This is a genomic window from Xanthomonas sp. WHRI 7945 (assembly GCF_035026585.1).
The window spans coordinates 222764-240437 of sequence record NZ_JAYIQP010000005.1; the positions used below are offsets into that span (position 1 = coordinate 222764).

Consider the following 17674-nt stretch of genomic DNA (forward strand, 5'->3'; position numbering starts at 1 on the left):
ATGCTGCGCCGCAGAATGCGCCCGCCGAGATTCTCTTGTTTACTTGAATCGATCTAAATTTCCGGGGAGGCGAGCCTGCATGGGTGCTGCTGCGTTGGTCGGCTTGGGTTTTGCGGCGCGATGCAAGGTCGCGCGCCTCTCGGCGGGCGGCTCGCTGCCGCAGTGTCATCGGCCCATGGCAGCGCTCAATCCGCCACTGCCTGCCGCCGCCACCGCCGGGTCTCGGCACCGCCGGCTCGCCGGGCTGGCCTGCCTGCTGGCGCTGGCGTTCGCGCCTGCGCTGCAGGCCGCGCCGCAGGCGTTGGAACGCGAGGTCAACACCTTCATCGGCAGCAAGGACGACGGCAATACCTTCCCCGGCGCCTCGGCACCGTTCGGCCTGATCCAGGTCAGCCCGATCGGCGAGCACTACGCCGGCTGGCGCTACGACGATCCCAAGATCCGCGGCTTCGGCCACTCGTTCCTGTCCGGTGCCGGGTGCTGGGAACAGGGCGGCCAGGTGTCGGTGCTGCCGGTGACCGGCCGCATCGGCCCCGGCGGCGATTTCGATACCGGCGACGCCAAGAGCTTCGACCACAAGCGCTACGCCTCGGCGTACAGCCACGACGGCGAAGTGGGACAGGCCGGCTACTACAGGGTGCGGCTGACCGACTACGGCGGCATCGACGTCGAGGCCACCGCGCGCACCCGCGCCGCGGCCGAGCGCTACACCTTCCCGGCCGCGGCCGGCAGCGGCCACGTGCTGGTCAACCTCGGCCAGGCCAACGACCGGCACATGGTGACGGGCAGCGCGATCGAGGTGGTCGGCGACCGCGTGGTCGAGGGCAAGCTGGTGACCGACAGCTTCTGCGGCGGCCACCAATACACCACCTGGTTCCGCATCGAGTTCGACCGCCCGTTCAAGGCGTTCGGCACCTGGGGCGAAGCCGGCGGCGTACCCGGCGCCCGCCACGGCATGGAAGGCGAACTCAAGCCGAGCGGAGCCTGGCTCAGCTTCGATCTGGGCGAGGGCCGCGCAGTGACCGCGGTCAGCGCGATCTCGCATGTGGACGCCGAAGGCGCGCGCGCCAACCTGCGCGCCGACGGCAGGCAAGGCGACAGCCTGCTGGGCTTCGAGCGGATGCGGCAGCTGGCGCAGCGGCAGTGGCGGCAGGAACTGGCCTCGGTGCGCCTGCGCGGCGGCAGCGGCGACGACCGCACCGTGTTCTACACCGCGCTGTACCACGCGCTGCTGCAGCCGCTGACCGGCAGCGACGCCGACGGCCGCTATCGCGGCTACGACGATGCCATCCATCGCGCCGACGGCTGGACCTATTACGAGTATTTCTCGCTGTGGGACACCTACCGCGCACACAACCAGTGGCTGGCGCTGACCCGGCCGCAGATCGCGCGCGACATCGCCCGCAGCGTGCTGGCGATCGACGCGCAGGGCGGCTGGTTGCCGCGCTGGGGCTACGCCAACTTCGAAACCAATGTGATGACCGGCGATCCGGTGACGCCGTTCCTGGTCGACCTGTGGCTCGCCGGCGCGCTGGCCGGGCGCGAAGAGGCGGCCTATGCCGCGCTGCGCAGGAACGCCTTCGGCATCCCGCCGCTGAACTCGCGCCACGCCGGGCGCTCGGGCAATCCGAGCTACCTGGCCAACGGCTTCGTGCAGTACGACCGCGCATTCCCGTCCAAGGGCATGGACGTGGATCCGCACCATGGCGGCTCGGCCACGCTCGAATACGCGCTGGCCGACTGCGCGCTGGCGCAGATGGCCGACGGGCTGGGCCACGCCGACGACGCCGGCGTGCTGCGCGAACGCGGGCGCAACTGGCGCAAGGTGTGGGATCCGCAGGTTCGCGACGAGGGCGGGTTCGACGGCTTCCCGCGGCCGCGCATGGAGGACGGCGCGTGGTACACGCCGGCCGACGGCCGCTACAGCCCGCGCTCGCATCACGGCTTCCACGAAGGGACCGGCTGGCAGTACCAGTGGCTGGTGCAGCAGGACGTGCCCGGCCTGGTCCAGGCGATGCACGGCCGCGAACAGGCCGGGCGCCGGCTGGATGCGTTCTTCGCCTACGACGCGCTGCTTCAGGCGCCGCTGACCGCCGCGCGCAAGGAGTGGGTAGTCGGGCCGTACAGCTACTACAACCAGTTCCGCTACAACCCGAACAACGAGCCGGACCTGCATGCGCCGTGGATGTACACGCTGATCGGCCAGCCGTGGAAGACGGCGACCGTGGTGCGTGCCGCGCAGCAGTTGTTCACCAATGCGCCCAACGGCGTCACCGGCAACGACGACCTGGGCACGATGTCGGCCTGGTACCTGTTCAGCGCGCTCGGCCTGTACCCGGCGGTGCCGGGCAGCGGCCAGTTCCTGCTGCACACGCCGCGCTTCGCGCGCGCCGAGGTCGATCTCGGCGCGGGCAAGACGCTGACCGTGACCGCGCCCGGCGCCGATGGCCGCCAACTGCAGTACATCCAGCAGGTGCGGGTCGATGGCCGCGCGCATGCGCCGGTGTGGCTGGACTGGGCACATCTGCGCCAGGGCGGCGACATCGCCTTCGCGCTCGGCGCGCAGGCGCCGCAGACCGGCTGGGGCACGCAGGCCGACGCGTTGCCGGCCTCGTTCTGCGCCACCCCAGGCGCGGCGCTGGAATGAGCGGCGCGCGTGCCGGCCTGCGGCAACCGCGGCGCGGCACCGGCGCGCAACGCCGGCGGTTCGATCGTTTAGGCTTGCCCCATGCCGAAGAGTCCTGTCGACCCGATGAACGACAACACCCCTCCCGCCGGCAAGGGCGCACGCGCGGTCACCGTGACCGACATCGCCAATGCGATCGGCGTGTCGCGCGCGACCGTCTCGCTGGTGCTGCGCGGCAGCCCGCTGGTGAACGTGCACACGCGCGCACGGGTGGAAGCGGAACTGCAGCGCCAGCGCTACGTCTACAACCGCGGCGCGGCCAACCTGCGCCGGCGCACCTCCTCCAGCGTGGCGCTGGTGATCAACGACCTGTCCAATCCGTTCTTCGCCGAATTCGCCGCCGGCGTGGACGAGGCGCTGGGCGGCAAGGGCTACGTGACGCTGCTCGGCAGCACCGGCGAATCGCCGCAGCGCCAGCAGGCGGTGCTGGCCACGTTGATGGAGCACACCCCGGCCGGCCTGATCCTGTCGCCGGCCGAAGGCAGCGACACCGCGCAACTGCGGCAGGTGCTGGGCCAGGCGAACGTGCTGCTGTTCAACCGCGAGCTGGCCGGCGCGGAGTGGGATTTCCTCACCCTGGACAACCAGCAGGGCGCCTACCTGGCCACCCGCCATCTGCTCGAACGCGGGCACCGGCGCATCGCCTTCTTCGGCGGCCATGCCGCCTCCAGTTCCTGCGACCAGCGCCGCCGCGGCTATGCGCAGGCGCTGCAGGAGGCCGGCATGCCGCTGCAGCCGGAGTGGATGATCGAATCGGCGCCCAGCCGCCTGGATGCCGCTGCGCGGACCGGCGAGCTGTTCGCGCAGGCCGCCGTGCCGACCGCAGCGGTCTGCTACAACGACAGCGTCGCGCTGGGCCTGATGCTGGGCCTGGCCCGGCGCGGGGTGCAGCCGGGGCGCGCGTTCGCGGTCACCGGGTTCGACGACATCTCCGAGGCCGCGGTGGCCTCGCCGTCGCTGACCACGCTGACCGTGGATCCGCGCGCGCGCGGGCGGCAGGCGGCGCAGCTGCTGTTGCAGCGCCTGGAACATCCGCAGGCCGCGCCGCAGCGCACCGTCGCGCCGGTGCGGCTGTGCATCCGCGAGAGCAGCGGCGCTCCCGCCGCCTGAGATCGGCGCCACCGGCGCGAACCCTGCGCGCGTCGCGCCGCATTTCCGCGCCGCGCCTGTCGACAGACGCCACAGACCGCAGCCGCGGCGCTGCGCGGACATCTGCACCGCTGTGCCCGCACTGCGCCGCAGCCGCGACCGGCGTCGCGCTGCCCACACCGTTTTCCACCCGAGGACCCGACCATGACGATGCAAGCCATTCCCTTTGCCTCCCTGGCCAGCGCCCTGTTGCTGGCATCGTCCGCCTGCGCCAGCGCTGCGCCGCCGGCGCGCGAGGCGGCGTCGGCCACGTCCGCCGCCGCGCTCGCGCCGGTGCCCGCGGTGGACGACAAGGAAGCCGCGCGCCTGGCCGAGCAGGTCCGCGAACAGACCCGCCACGCGTGGCAGGGCTACATGCGCTATGCCAAGGGCCACGACGATCTCAAACCGATCAGCGGCACGCCGCACGACTGGTACCAGGCGCCGCTGCTGATGTCGCCGGTGGATGCGCTGGATACGCTACTGCTGCTCGGCCTGGACAAGGAAGCGGCCGAAGCGCGCGAGCTGATCGTCACCCAGCTCTCGTTCGACCGCGACATGGACGTGCAGAACTTCGAGATCACCATCCGCCTGCTCGGCGGGCTGCTCTCGGCCCACCAGATGACCGGCGATGCGCGCTTGCTTGCCCTGGCCGAGGACCTGGGCAAGCGCCTGTTGCCGGTGTTCGACAGCCCGACCGGCCTGCCGTACACCCACGTCAACCTGCGTACCGGCAAGGTGAGCGGCACGGTCAGCAATCCGGCCGAGACTGGCACGCTGCTGCTGGAGTTCGGCACGCTGAGCAAGCTGACCGGTAACCCGGTGTACTACGACAAGGCCAAGCGCGCGCTGGTGGAGACCTTCAACCGGCGTTCCAAGGTCGGGCTGGTCGGCCTGAACATCGACGTGGAGACCGGCAAGTGGACCAACCCGGACAGCTCCATCGCCGGCGGCATCGACTCGTACTACGAGTACCTGCTCAAGTGCTGGAAGCTGTTCGACGATCCGGACTGCAAGCGCATGTGGGAGCAGAGCATCGGTCCGGTCAACGCGTACCTGGCCGACGAGGTACGTGAAGGCGAGCTGTGGTACGGCCACGCCGACATGCACACCGGCAAGCGCACGCGCACCGTCTACGGCGCGCTCGACGCCTTCATGCCGGGCATGCTCGCGCTCGGCGGCGACCTGCAGCGGGCCAAGCGCTTGCAGGAGTCGGGGCTGAAGATGTGGCGGCTGCACGGCATCGAACCCGAATCGCTGGACTACGCCACGCTGAAGGTCGGTTCGCCCGGCTACGCGCTGCGCCCGGAGATCGTCGAATCGGCGTACTACCTGTACCGCTACACCGGCGATGCGCGTTACCGCGGCATGGGCAAGGTGTTCTTCGAGGACTTCGTGCGCCACACGCGCACCGAGCACGGGTTCGCCGCATTGAAGGACGTGCGCAGCAAGCAGAAGAAGGACTCGATGGAAAGCTTCCTGTTCGCCGAAACCTTCAAGTACTACTACCTGCTGTTCGCGCCGGCCAGCGCGCTGCAGTTCGACCGCGTGGTGTTCAACACCGAGGCGCACCCGCTGCGGCGGACCTGGTAGGCGCCGCCGCTGCCGGCGCTGGCCGGCCCGCCGCTCGCCGGCCAGATCGGCCGGCCGCGCAGCGCTCGGCTCAGAGCGCGATCTGCTGGAAATTCTCCACCCGCGCATGGCCGTGCGTGGCCTGCCCGGTACGCGGCTGCGGGTAGTCCTCCAGCCGGTCGAGCAGGCGCGTCTGCAGCCCGGCGTCGCGCGCGGCGTCCAGCTCTTCGACCACGTCGGACAGGAACACAATCTGCGCGGCGGGCACGCCGATCGCGGCGACGATGTTGCGGTAGCTGTTGGCCTCGCGCTTGCCGCCGATCTCGGTGTCGAACCAGCCCGAGACCAGCCCGGTCAGGTCGCCGGCTTCGCTATAGCCGAAGAACTGCTTCTGCGCCGGCACCGAACCGGACGAGTACACGTACAGCGGCATGCCGGCCGCATGCCAGCCCTGCAGCACCGCCGCCACTTCTGGATAGAAGTGCGCGCGGTAGTCGCCGTCGCGGTAGCCGGTTTCCCAGATCATGCCTTGCAGCGCCTTCAGCGCGGTGTGCTTGCGGTCCTGGTCGATCCAGCCCTGCAAGGTCTCCACGATCACCTCGTCGCTGCAGATGCCGCCGCATTCGGTCGCCACCGCGTCCAGCCACTGTCGCACCTGCGGCTGCTGGCCGTGTTCGCGCACGAAGCCGGGCAGGGCGCGACGCGCATAGGGAAACAGCACGTCCTTGACGAAGGAGATGCTGCTGGTGGTGCCTTCGATGTCGGTCAGAATCACCCGGGATTCGCTCATCGCTCAGGTCGCCTCGCCGCGCAGCGCCGCTTCGTAGCGCGGGAAGCGCTGGGCGATGTCGGTGCCGGTGAAATGGCCGACCCATCCGTCCGGCTCGGTGAAGAAGCGGATCGCCACGAAGCGCGGCTCCGGGCCCATGTCGAACCAGTGGTGGGTGCCGTCCGGCACCGCGATCAGGTCGTTCTGCACGCATTCGATCTCGTAGACCTTGCCGTCCACGTGCAGGGTGAACAGGCCCGAGCCGGCGACGAAGAAGCGCACTTCGTCCTCCTTGTGGAAATGTTCCTCGAGGAACTTCCTGCGCATCTCCTCGCGCTGCGGGTGGTCCGGGGCGATGCTGACCACGTCAACGGTCTTGAAGCCGTGCGCGGCCACCAGCCGGTCGATGTCGCTCTTGTAGGCGGCCATCACCGCTTCCGGGGTGGCGCCGGCCTCGATCGGCTGGTCGGCCTGCCAGCGCTCGAAGGTGACGCCGATCGTGCGCAGCTCGGCGGCGATCGCGTCGCCATCGCGGCTGTCGAACAGCGGCGCGTCGGGAGTGGTTTCGGCGAAGATGCGGAGTCGGCTCATGGCGGCGGGCGAGGGCGTCGTGGAGGGAGGAAAAGGGTAGCAGCTGGCGGGTAAGCCGCCGTTGCGGCGCTGGAACGCTGTCGCGCGGGCGCCGCGCTTTGGAAACGGCTCAGCCGGTTGCGCGCAGCTTGCGCAGTTCCAACTCGCAATGCAGCAGGAACTCGATGGCTTCCAGGTGGCGGCGCGCCTCGGCCATGTCGCGGCCCCAGGCGTACAGGCCGTGGCCGTCGATCAGGTAGCCCCACAGCGGGGCGCGGTCCAGCAGCGCGTCCACCTGCGCGGCCAGCACGGTCATGTCCTGGGTGTTGGCGAACACAGGCAGGTCCACCGCGGTCTCGTGGGTCTGGTTGCCGTGCAGCGCCTTCAGCAACTCGTAGCCTTCCAGGCGCACATGGCCGGCGCCGGCGTACAGCCGCGAGGCGATGGTCTGCACCGGCGAGTGCGTGTGCAGCACGCAGCCGACCTCCGGGAAGCGGCGGTACAGCTGGGTGTGCAGCAGGGTCTCGGCCGAGGGCCGGTGCTCGCTGCCGACGGCCTTGCCGTCGAAGTCCACCACCATGATGTCGGCTTCGACCAGCCGGCCCTTGTCGCGGCCGGACACGGTGATCGCGGCATGCGCCGCGTCGAGCCGGTGCGAGAAATTGCTGCTGGTGGCCGGGGTCCAGCCGGCCGTCGACAGTTCGCGGATGTTGCCGATCAGCAGCTGGGCCAGCGTGCGCAGGCGTTCGGTATCGTAGGGCTGTGCGTTCATGCCCCTATTCTAGCGAGGCTGTGTGGCACGCAGACGGCTGTGGCGGAAGCCGTAGCCGAAATAGATGAGCAGGCCGAGCACGGTCCAGCCGCCCATCAGCAGCCAGTTGTGCGCGGTCATCGCCGACAGCAGCGCCATGCAGCTGAGTACGCCGGCGATGCAGATCGGCCAGACGAACGGGATGCGGAACGGGCGCGGCAGGTCCGGCTGGGTGCGGCGCAGGATCAGCACCCCGGCGCAGACCGCGGCGAAGGCGATCAGCGTGCCCATCGAGGTCAGCTCGCCGAGCACGTCCAGCGGGAACAGCGCCGCCAGCAGCGCGATGCCGATACCGGTGATCACCGTATTGACGTGCGGGGTGCGGTATTTGGGGTGGATCTTGGTGAACACCGGCGGCAGCAGCCCGTCGCGGGCGATGATCATGAAGATCCGCGGCTGGCCGATGATCATCACCAGCACCACCGAGGACAGGCCGATCAGCGCGCCGATCTCCACCACCACCCGCAGCCAGGCCAGCTGCGGGTGCGCGCCCACCGCGGTCACCACCGGCTCGTCGGTGCCCAGCAGGGTGTAGGGCACCAGCCCGGTCATCACCGCGGCCATGGCGATGTACAGCACGGTGCAGATCACCAGCGACAGGATCATGCCGATCGGCAGGTCGCGCTGCGGCCGGTGCGATTCCTGCGCCGCCACCGACACCGCCTCGAAGCCGATGTAGGCGAAGAACACCATCGCCGCGCCGCGCAGCACGCCTTCCATGCCGTACTTGCCCGGGCCTTCGTTGGCCGGGATGAACGGGTGCCAGTTGGCGGTGTCCACGTACTTCCAGCCGACCGCGATCACCAACAGGATCAGCCCGGTCTTCAGCACCACCATCGCCATGTTCATCGCCGACGACTTGCGGATGCCGACGTAGCACAGCCAGGTCAGCAGCAGCACGATGCCGGCCGCGGGCAGGTTGGCGATGGCGCCGGTGCGTTGCAGCTTGCCGTCCAGCGGCGCGTTGACCAGCGCCGCGGGCAGGTGGATGCCGAAATGGTCGAGCAGGCTCAGGAAATAGCCGGTCCAGCTCACCGCCACCGCCGAGGCCGATACGCCGTACTCCAGCACCAGCATCCAGCCGATGAACCAGGCCGCCAGTTCGCCGAAGGTGGCGTAGGTGTAGGTGTAGGCGCTGCCGGACACCGGCACCATCGCCGCGAATTCGGCATAGGCCAGCGCGCAGAACGCGCAGCACAGTGCGGCCAGCACGAACGAGAGCATGATCGCCGGGCCGGCGTGGTTGGCCGCGGCCTGCCCGGTGATGACGAAGATGCCGCCGCCGATCACCGCGCCGATGCCCAGCGCGGTCAGGCCCCAGGGGCCGAGCGCGCGCTGCAGGCCCAGGCCGCCGGCGTCCTCGTGGGCGGCGTGGGGGTGTTTGGTGGCCCAGAGTTGTTTGAGCATGGAGCGGTTCCAGCCTGGCGCTGCGCGCGATGGACGAAGAGAAGAAGGTGCGAACGCGCAGACCGGCGCTAGGCGCCGGTCTGCGGGGGCGGATCAGGCCTTGGTGGCCAGGCGGCTGTGGCGGATGCCGTAGCCGAAATAGATGAACAGGCCGATCACGGTCCAGCCGACGAACACCTTCCAGTGCTCCTGGAACGCCTGGAAGAACAGGAACAGGCAGGCCAGCGCGCCGAGCGGACAGATCACCATCGCCAGCGGCACCCGGAACGGGCGCGGCAGGTCGGGCTTGGTGAAGCGCAGCACCATCACCCCGATGCAGACCGTGGCGAAGGCGAGCAGGGTGCCCATCGACACCAGTTCGCCGAGCACGTCCAGCGGGATCAGCCCGGCCAGCAGCGCGGCGACCACGCCGACGAAGATGGTGCCGACATAGGGCGTGTGGAACTTGCGGTGGACCTTGCCGAACAGCTTCGGCAGCAGGCCGTCGCGGGCCATGGTGTAGAAGATGCGCGGCTGCGCCATCAGCATCACCAGCACCACCGAGGACAGGCCGGCGATCGCGCCGATCTCCACCGCGGTCTTCAGCCAGGCCAGGCTCGGGTAATGTTCCAGCGCGGTGGCGACCGGCTTGGCGGTGCCGAGCTGGGTGTAGGGCAGCAGGCCGGTCAGCACCGCGCAGACGATGATGTAGATGACCGTGCACACCGCCAGCGACACCAGGATGCCGATCGGCATGTTGCGCTGCGGGTCCTTGGTTTCGCCGGCGGAGGTGGAGACCGCATCGAAGCCGATGTAGGAAAAGAACACGATCGAGGCGGCGCGGAAGATGCCGCTCCAGCCGAACTCGCCCGGCCCGGTGTTCTCGGGGATGAACGGGTGCCAGTTGGCCGGATCGACGTGGGATACGCCGAAGCCGACGAACAGGCAGATCACCAGGACCTTGATCGCCACCACGATGGCGTTGGCGAACGCCGACTGGGTGACGCCGACGTAGCACAGCGCGCTGACCGCGACCACGATCAGCACCGCCGGCAGGTTGACGATGCTGCCGGAGGCGACGAAGGTGTCGCCGTTCCAGGCCAGCGGCGCGCCGGCCAGTTCCGCCGGGAACGGCAGCCCCAGGGTGCCGGTCAGGAAACTGATCAGGTAGGCCGACCAGCCGACCGCGACGCTGGAGCCGGCGAACAGGTATTCCAGCACCAGGCACCAACCGATAAACCAAGCCACGCCTTCGCCCAGGGTGGTGTAGGAGTAGGAGTAGGCGCTGCCGGAGACCGGCATCATCGCCGCGAACTCGGCGTAGCACAGGCCGGCGAAGGCGCAGGCGATGCCGGCGAACACGAACGACAGCATCACCGCCGGGCCGGCGTGGTTGGCCGCGGCTTGGCCGGTCAGCACGAAGATGCCCGCGCCGATCACCGCGCCGATGCCGAGCATGATCAGGTGCTTGGCGGTGAGGGTCCGTTTCAGCGTGGCTTCGCCTTCCAGGCTGCCTTCGAACGGTTCGCCGGCATCGACGTGCCCGGCCGGTTCGATCGGCTTGACCCTCAACAGAGACTTCAGCATGCGGTGGATCCCCTGGGTGGCGATCGGGACTGTCGTGCCCCGGTAAAGATGGTGCGCTAGGCCCAAGCGGGCCACGCAAGCGTCGTACCATGCCAAAGCCGGACCGCTGCCACAAGCCGCGCTGCACCGTCGGCGGCGATAATGGCCGCCCCCGATCGCGAGAACCCCCCATGCCGGACCTCTCCCTGCGCCGCCAGTTGCAGGCCTATGCCGCCCGTTGGCCGCAGGAGGCCGAGGTTGCGGCGCAATTCCTGGCGCTGCTGGACGACGCGCACGACCCCTTCGTGCGTGCGCGCCTGGACGGCCACTTCACCGGTTCGGCCTGGCTGGTCAGCGCCGACGGCGCGCGCACCCTGCTGACCCACCACCGCAAGCTGCAGCGCTGGCTGCAGCTGGGCGGGCACGCCGACGGCGACCGCGACCTGGCGCTGGTGGCGCTGAAGGAGGCCGAGGAGGAGTCGGGGCTGCCCGGGCTGGCCTTGGAGGACGGCGAACTGTTCGACCTGGACCGGCACTGGATCCCCGAGCGCAAGGAGGTGCCCGGGCACTGGCACTTCGACGCGCGCTACGTGGTCCGCGCCGGCGCCGACGAGACGTTCGCGGTCAGCGCCGAATCACTGGCCCTGGCCTGGCGTTCGATCGCCGAGCTGCTGGCCGAGCCGGACCTGGATCCGTCGTTGCGGCGGATGGCCGGCAAGTGGGTGGCGCGCAGCGCCAGCTGATGCGCCGGTGACGAACGCTGCCCGGGCGCTGCGCGTGCGCCGCCGGCTGGGCGGGCATGGCGGGATTGGGTACCCTTGGGCGCCCGTTGCCTGTCCATGCCCATGTCCCGCACCGCTGCTTCGTTCACCTATCGCCTGGCCTTCCGCCCGGTCGACGACCGGATGGATTCGGCCGAACTGGCGCGCACCGTGCAGCGTGCGCTGCTGGCGTTGAGCGGACCGCCGCATGGCGTGGCGATCGTCAGCCTGCAGCGCCCGCCGCGCGAAGACAGCGGCGGCCTGTACATGGAGGCGGTCACCACCGGCCCGGAGCGCTGGTACCTGAAGGCCGACGACTATCTGTTGAGCGAAGGGCTGCGCGGGGAGTTGCAGCCTTAATCGGGACTGGGGACTCGGAAGAGCGTGGGTCGCGTGATCTGCTTTTCCGCGCTTGTTTCCTGCCTCTCAAGCGTTCGTGCGTTTGCGTCACCGCAATCCATCCAAGCCTGATCGCAGTCGGAGAACGGACTCGCTGGCGTCGCCGCTGTTCCGAGTCCCGAGTCCCGGGTCCCGAGTCCCGGGCTCAGTAAAGAACCCGCGTCCGCAACGTCCCCGCAATCTGCCCCAGCTCGTCCTTCAGCACGCCAGCCAGTTCCTCGCTGGCGGCCACGTCGATCACCACGTAGCCGACCTTGGGGTCGGTGCGCAGGAACTGGCCGTCGATGTTGACGTTGTGGCGCGAGAACAGTTCGTTGATCTGCGACAGCACGCCCGGCACGTTGCGGTGGATGTGCAGCAGGCGCAGGCTCTCGGCGTGCTCGGGCAGGGTCACTTCGGGGAAGTTCACCGCCGACAGGGTGCTGCCGTTGTCGCTGTAGCGCACCAGCTTGGCGGCCACCTCCACGCCGATGTTGTCCTGCGCTTCCAGCGTGCTGCCGCCCACGTGCGGGGTCAGGATCACGTTGTCGTGCGCGGCCAGCGGCGATTCGAACAGGTCGCCGTTGCCCTTGGGCTCGACCGGGAACACGTCCACCGCCGCGCCGCCGATGTGGCCGGAGGTCAGCGCCGCGTCGAGTGCGGCGATGTCGATCACGGTGCCGCGCGAGGCGTTGATCAGGTGCGCGCCCGGCTTCATCTGCGCGATCTGCGCCGCACCGATCATGTCCTTGGTCGCCGCCGTTTCCGGCACGTGCAGGGTCACCACGTCCGAACGCGCCAGCAGGTCGTCCAGGTCGGTCGCCGCGCGCGCGTTGCCCAGCGACAGCTTGGCCTCGATGTCGTGGAAGATCACCTGCATGCCCAGCGATTCGGCCAGCACGCCGACCTGGGTGCCGATATGCCCGTAGCCGACGATGCCCAGCACCTTGCCGCGGGTCTCGTGGCTGCCGGCGGCCGACTTCGACCAGCCGCCGCGGTGGCACTCGGCGTTCTTCTGCGGAATCCCGCGCAGCAGCAGGATCGCCTCGGCGATGACCAGTTCGGCGACGCTGCGGGTATTGGAGTAGGGCGCGTTGAACACCGGGATGCCGGCCAGTTCGGCCGCGTCCAGGTCCACCTGGTTGGTGCCGATGCAGAAGCAGCCGACCGCGATCAGGCGCTTGGCCTGCGCCAGCACCTCGGCGCTGAGCTGGGTGCGCGAGCGGATGCCGACGATGTGCGCCTCGGCGATGCGCGCCTTCAGTTCCTCTTCCGGCAGCGACTTGGCGTGCAGTTCGATCTGCGAATAGCCGGCGGCGCGGAACACGTCGATGGCGGTCTGGCTGATGCCTTCGAGCAGCAGCACGCGGATATCCTGCTTCGGAAACGAGGTTTTCTTGGGCGACATTGCGGCAACGGTGCGATGGCGAGAGGGCGGTCACTATGCCAGATGCGTCCGCGCTTTGGTGCGCCGCAATAGGATGCCGGGATGGCGTAGACGCAACGCTGGCGAAGGTTTCAGATGCATCTGTTCGGGGCCCGGGACCCGGGACTCGGGACTCGGGACTCGTAGGGTGCGTGGGCTGACGGTGTTGCCTGGCTTCATGCAGGTGGTGCCGCTTTTCCGAGTCCCCTGTCCCGAGTCCCAAGTCCCGTGCCCAACTGGACGCCGCCCCCCAACGCTGGCACGCTTGAACGCTTGCCTTCGCCCGATCTCTGAGCCGATGACCGACCCGCGCCTGGATGCCCTTACGCACGCCGTTCCCGGCCTGCGCCTGAAGACCGATCCCGCCGACCTGGAGCACTACGGCCGCGACTGGACCCGGCGCTGGACGCCGGCGCCGCTGGCGATCGCGCTGCCGGCGATGGTGCAGGAGGTGCAGGCGGTGCTGCGCTGGGCCAACGACCATGCGGTGGCGGTGGTGCCCTCCGGCGGCCGCACCGGCCTGTCCGGCGGCGCGGTGGCCGCGCACGGCGAACTGGTGCTGAGCCTGGAGCGGATGAACAAGGCGCTGGCGTTCGATGCGGTCGATCGCACCCTCACCGTGCAGGCCGGCATGGCGCTGGAGGCGGTGCACAACGCGGCGCGCGAGCATGGGCTGGTGTACCCGGTGGACTTCGCCGCGCGCGGCTCGTGTTCGATCGGCGGCAACATCGCCACCAATGCCGGCGGCATCCGCGTGATCCGCTACGGCAATACCCGCGAATGGATCGCCGGGCTCAAGGTGGTGACCGGCAGCGGCGAGCTGCTCGAGCTCAACCGCGGGCTGATCAAGAATTCCAGCGGCTACGATTTCCGCCAGTTGCTGATCGGTTCGGAAGGCACCCTCGGCATCGTCGTGGAGGCCACGCTGCGGCTGACCGACCCGCCGCCGCCGAGCAACGTGATGCTGCTGGCGCTGCCCTCGTTCGAAGTGCTGATGCAGGTGTTCGCCGCGTTCCGCGGCCGGCTGCAGCTGGAGGCGTTCGAATTCTTCACCGACCGCGCGCTGCAGCACGTGCTGGCGCATGGCGCGCAGGCGCCGTTCGACACGGTCTATCCGTACTACGTGGTCACCGAGTACGCCAGCGGCGACGAGGCGCAGGAAGCCGCGGCGCTGGCCGCGTTCGAGGCGTGCATGGAGCAGGGCTGGGTGCTGGACGGGGTGATCAGCCAGAGCGATGCGCAGGCGGCGCAGCTGTGGCGCCTGCGCGAAGGCATCACCGAGGCGCTGGCGCGCTACAAGCCGTACAAGAACGACGTGTCGGTGCGGATCTCGGCGATGCCGGCGTTCCTGGCGCAGACCCAGGCGCTGCTCGGCGCGGCCTATCCGCAGTTCGACGTGGTCTGGTTCGGCCATATCGGCGACGGCAACCTGCACATCAACGTGCTCAAGCCCGACGCCACCGCCGACGCCGATTTCATCGCCGCCTGCGAGCAGGTCACCAAGCTGCTGGCGCAGGTGCTGGCCGAGCATGGCGGCAGCATCTCCGCCGAACACGGCATCGGCCTGGTCAAGAAGCCGTATCTGGACAGCACCCGCAGCGCCGAGGAGATCGCGCTGATGCGCGCGGTCAAGCGCGTGTTCGACCCGGCCGGGCTGCTCAACCCGGGCAAGCTGTTCGATCCCTGAGCCGTCTAGCGCCGCGCGTGGTGCGGGCGCTCGCGCTCGCGCCGGCGGCCGGCTAGGCTATGCCGACGCGGCCACGGCCGCGCTTCTTCCCTGATCCCGTTGGAACCGATGCGATGAACCGAGTGACCGCGCGCTGCGCCCTGCTGTTGATCCTGACCCTCCCCGCGCTCGCGCAGGCCTCCAGCTTCGCCGGCAGTTCCGCCGGTTCGGCCTCGGCCGGCTCTGCCGGCAGTTCCGCGTCTTCGGACAGCAGTTCCGGCGACGACAAGCTGGTGCTGCAGGCGCGCGACGACGCGGCCGGCTTCGTCGCCAGCGCCGGCCGCATCCGCGGCGCGCAGCTGGAAGCGGCGCTGCGCGTGCTGCGCGAGCGCAACCCGCAGGCGCAGCAGGCCAGCGACCTGCAACTGGCGCAGGCCATCCTGGCGCTGTGAGACCGCGCCGGCCGCTGCGCCGGCTGGCGTGGCTGGCGCTGCTGTGGCTGGCCTGCGCAGTGCCCGCGCAGGCCTTGCAGTTGCAGGTGGATGCGAGTGGCCTGAGCGCGCCCGAGCGCGCGGCCAGCCAGGCGCTGCTCGATGCGGCGCTGCCGAAGCTGCCGCCGGCCTGGACCGCGGCGATCGATGCGCCGCTGGCGCTGCAATGGCGCGACGACCTGCCGGCGCAGGTGCACGGCAGGGCGCAGGCGCGGCGACTGCAGTTGAACAAGGCCTTGCTGCGCGCATGGATGGCGCGTCCTGCTGCCGATGACGGCGCCGGCGCGTCGACGCGGCCAGCGATCGCCGCGCTGCTGCACGAACTGGCGCATTTTTACGACCGCTCCGCGGCGGGCCGGCTGTCGTCGGATCCGCGCCTGCTGGATCTGGCCGGCTGGCAGGTCAGCCCGATGCGGCTGGGCCTGCGCTTGGGCGACAACGCCTTCAGCGAGCGCAGCCCGGACCGGTACGAACTGGCGTCGCCGGCGGAATTCGTCGCGGTCAACCTGGAGCATTTCCTGCTCGATCCGGACTACGCGTGCCGGCGCCCGGCGCTGGCGCGGTATTTCGCGCAGCGCCTGGACTGGTCGCCGCCGGCGTCGGCCTGCGCCCCCGGTCTGGTCTATCTGCAGGATCCGCTGGCCGACGAGGCGGCGCTGCTGCAGTTGGATCCGGCGCGGGTCTACGCCGTGGACTACCTGCTGGCCGAAGGCAATGCGCAGCCGATGAGCCATTGGGGCCACAGCATGCTGCGGCTGGTGATCTGCGCGCCTGGGCGCCCGCCCGGTCCGGACTGCCGCCTGGACCTGGCGTATCACAAGGTGCTGTCGTTCCGCGCCTTCGTCGACGATGTGCAGATCTCCAGCGTGCGCGGCCTGGTCGGCTCGTATCCGTCGCGGCTGTTCGTGCTGCCGCTGCGCCAGGTGGTGGACGAATACACCCAGGTGCAGCTGCGCGGGCTGCAGTCGATTCCGCTGCGGCTGGCGCCGGACGAGATCGCCGCATTGCTTGAACGCGCCGCGCAGCTGCACTGGAGCTACGACGGCCGTTACTACTTCCTCAGCAACAACTGCGCGGTGGAGACCTACAAGCTGCTGCACGACGGCGTGCCGCGGCTGGCCGGCGCGCGCCTGGCCGGGATCAGCCCGACCGGCCTGCTGCGGCGCCTGGCCCGCGCCGGCATCGCCGACACTCGGGTGCTGGACGATGCCGACGCCGCGGCGCGCCAGGGCTACTACTTCGTACCGGCGAGTGCGCACTACGCGGCGATGTTCGCGGTCGCACGCGCGCAGCTGGCGCTGCCGGCGCGCACCGCGCACGCCTGGCTGGACCTGCCGGCGGCGCAGCGCGCACCGTGGCTGCAGCGCGGCGACCTGCGCGCCAGCGCCGCCTTGCTGCTGCTGGAGAATGCCGCGCGCCGGCGCCAGGAGCAGCGCGGGCGCGATGTGTTGAAGCGACGCTATCTGGCAGGAGCGCGCATGCCTGAGGCGCACGCTGGCGGTGCTGGCATCGATGCTGGTGTCGATGGCGGTGCCGGTGCCGGTGCCGATGCCGATGCCGGTGCTGGTGCTGATGCTGATGCAGGTGCAGGTGCAGGTGCAGGTGCCGGTATTGCCGCCACTGCCGGTGCCGCCGCTCCGGTCACTGACGCGTCCGCTGCCGACGAGAGCCAGAAGGCGGCCGCAGCCGTCCGCGCGGTGCTGGCGCAGCAAGGCCTGTTGAGCCAACCGTCGACGCTGCTGCAGGGCCAGCCGGGCTATGGGCTGCCGCAGGCGCAGGAGCGCGACTGGCTGCGGCGCCAGGGGCAGGCGCGGATCGACGCGTTGCACAGCGAGGGCGCCGCGTTGCAGGCGCGGCTGCACGCCTTGCTGCCGCCACCGCTGCGCGCGGAGCTGCAGCAGATCGACGCGAACCTGGGCGCGCTGGGCGTGCGTCTGCGCGAACTCAATCGCGACGGCGGCGGGTTGCAGCTGGTGTCGCCATCGGTGTTGCAGCCTGCGGCGGAGAAATGACGGCTCCGTTCGTTGCGACTGAAGTCGCTCCCACAAAGAGCTTGCGGCGGGCTGGCTGGGTGCACGGATAGGAATGGCTTTAGCCCCGACCGAATCCGAGACCGGCAGGTGTGCCGCTCCGTTCGTCGCGGCTGAAGCCGCTCCTACAAAGGCTTGCAGCGAACCGACTGGGTGCACTGTAGGAGGGGCTTCAGCCCCGACCGAATCCATGGCCGGCGGGTGTGCTGCTCCGTTCGTCGCGACTGAAGTCGCTCCCACAAAGGCGCGCGGCGGGTGGCTGGGTGCACTGTGGGAGGGACTTCAGTCCCGACTGCTGCCGAAGTCGGGAAGCTGGACGGCTCCGTTCGTCGCGGCTGAAGCCGCTCATACAAGACGTGCAGCGAACCGACTGGGTGCACTGTAGGAGGGGCTTCAGCCCCGACCGAATCCATGGCCGGCGGGTGTGCTGCTCC

The 17674-nt window shown here is 69.8% G+C and carries 14 protein-coding genes; 8 read left to right on the plus strand and 6 right to left on the minus strand.

All coding sequences use genetic code 11. The features are described from left to right. Positions 1–175 precede the first annotated feature (175 nt). The 3 genes from VDQ83_RS06455 (at position 176) to VDQ83_RS06465 (ending at position 5407) form a co-directional block, all read left to right on the plus strand. Entirely contained in the window at positions 176–2647 is a 2472-nt protein-coding gene (locus VDQ83_RS06455) for a GH92 family glycosyl hydrolase (protein WP_455434276.1), read from the plus strand. A gap of 105 nt (positions 2648–2752) precedes the next feature. Beyond that, the gene (locus tag VDQ83_RS06460; protein ID WP_455434294.1) at positions 2753–3796 is read left to right on the plus strand and encodes a LacI family DNA-binding transcriptional regulator; all 1044 of its coding nucleotides are present in this window, start codon (positions 2753–2755) and stop codon (positions 3794–3796) included. 183 nt (positions 3797–3979) lie between these two features. Further along, positions 3980–5407: a glycoside hydrolase family 47 protein gene (locus tag VDQ83_RS06465; RefSeq protein WP_455434277.1), complete on the plus strand. Its 1428-nt coding sequence runs from the start codon at positions 3980–3982 to the stop codon at positions 5405–5407. A 70-nt stretch (positions 5408–5477) separates the two neighbouring features. Here VDQ83_RS06465 and mtnC read toward each other — a convergent pair whose 3' ends face one another. The 5 genes from mtnC to VDQ83_RS06490 all read right to left on the minus strand — a co-directional run bounded on the left by mtnC (position 5478) and on the right by VDQ83_RS06490 (position 10509). Beyond that, positions 5478–6176, minus strand: a complete 699-nt coding sequence (mtnC, locus tag VDQ83_RS06470; protein WP_455434278.1) for an acireductone synthase — start codon at positions 6174–6176, stop codon at positions 5478–5480. Between the two features lie 3 nt (positions 6177–6179). Then, entirely contained in the window at positions 6180–6746 is a 567-nt protein-coding gene (locus VDQ83_RS06475) for a 1,2-dihydroxy-3-keto-5-methylthiopentene dioxygenase (RefSeq protein WP_309915547.1), read from the minus strand. Between the two features lie 109 nt (positions 6747–6855). Continuing rightward, positions 6856–7497: a methylthioribulose 1-phosphate dehydratase gene (locus VDQ83_RS06480; protein WP_263398171.1), complete on the minus strand. Its 642-nt coding sequence runs from the start codon at positions 7495–7497 to the stop codon at positions 6856–6858. A 9-nt stretch (positions 7498–7506) separates the two neighbouring features. Next, entirely contained in the window at positions 7507–8943 is a 1437-nt protein-coding gene (locus tag VDQ83_RS06485; RefSeq protein WP_455434279.1) for an amino acid permease, read from the minus strand. A 93-nt stretch (positions 8944–9036) separates the two neighbouring features. After that, complete coding sequence (locus VDQ83_RS06490; protein ID WP_263398173.1) at positions 9037–10509, minus strand: amino acid permease; 1473 nt, start codon at positions 10507–10509, stop codon at positions 9037–9039. Between the two features lie 170 nt (positions 10510–10679). Between VDQ83_RS06490 and VDQ83_RS06495 the strand changes: the two genes are divergently transcribed. Beyond that, positions 10680–11231: an NUDIX hydrolase gene (locus VDQ83_RS06495; protein ID WP_455434280.1), complete on the plus strand. Its 552-nt coding sequence runs from the start codon at positions 10680–10682 to the stop codon at positions 11229–11231. Between the two features lie 96 nt (positions 11232–11327). Beyond that, positions 11328–11609, plus strand: a complete 282-nt coding sequence (locus VDQ83_RS06500; protein ID WP_263398175.1) for a hypothetical protein — start codon at positions 11328–11330, stop codon at positions 11607–11609. Between the two features lie 184 nt (positions 11610–11793). On the opposite strand, the gene serA is transcribed toward VDQ83_RS06500, so the two are convergent. Then, a complete protein-coding gene (serA, locus tag VDQ83_RS06505) occupies positions 11794–13035 on the minus strand; it encodes a phosphoglycerate dehydrogenase (RefSeq protein ID WP_263398176.1) in 1242 nt (413 codons plus the stop codon). A gap of 316 nt (positions 13036–13351) precedes the next feature. On the opposite strand from serA, the gene VDQ83_RS06510 reads away from it, so the two are divergent. The 3 genes from VDQ83_RS06510 to VDQ83_RS06520 all read left to right on the plus strand — a co-directional run bounded on the left by VDQ83_RS06510 (position 13352) and on the right by VDQ83_RS06520 (position 17222). Then, a complete protein-coding gene (locus VDQ83_RS06510) occupies positions 13352–14740 on the plus strand; it encodes an FAD-binding oxidoreductase (RefSeq protein WP_455434281.1) in 1389 nt (462 codons plus the stop codon). 113 nt (positions 14741–14853) lie between these two features. After that, positions 14854–15171: a DUF2388 domain-containing protein gene (locus VDQ83_RS06515; RefSeq protein ID WP_263398178.1), complete on the plus strand. Its 318-nt coding sequence runs from the start codon at positions 14854–14856 to the stop codon at positions 15169–15171. Continuing rightward, complete coding sequence (locus VDQ83_RS06520; RefSeq protein WP_455434282.1) at positions 15168–17222, plus strand: Lnb N-terminal periplasmic domain-containing protein; 2055 nt, start codon at positions 15168–15170, stop codon at positions 17220–17222. Before VDQ83_RS06515 ends, VDQ83_RS06520 begins: the two co-directional genes overlap by 4 nt. Positions 17223–17674 lie beyond the last annotated feature (452 nt).